The 240-nt window shown below is 33.3% G+C and carries 1 protein-coding gene; it reads left to right on the top strand.

What is annotated here, in order from left to right; genetic code table 11:
* On the top strand, positions 1-240 hold a 240-nt coding region (locus tag ACRHOC_RS15080; protein ID WP_431159434.1), incomplete at both ends, for a hypothetical protein.

Here is a 240-nt window from a genome sequence, read left to right as displayed (position 1 = left end):
ATACACCTACGGTAAATATATTATTATCAACAGATGGGGGATTTACATTTCCATTTGTTTTAGCATCGAATGTGGCAAATGATGGTGAAGAAGTTATCACTGTGCCAATTACGGGTGGTGATTCTTCATCATTGAGAGTTAAAGTTGAAGGAAATGGAAATATTTTCTATGCTATTACTTCTACTAACTTTTCACTTCAAGATTCGGAGTTTGTATTAAATGTAGATCAATCAGAGATAG

The organism is Winogradskyella poriferorum, assembly GCF_050618035.1.
Lineage (GTDB): Bacteria > Bacteroidota > Bacteroidia > Flavobacteriales > Flavobacteriaceae > Winogradskyella > Winogradskyella poriferorum_A.
The sequence above is the reverse complement of the archived record's forward strand: the minus strand, read 5'-3'. Positions and strand labels throughout refer to the sequence as shown.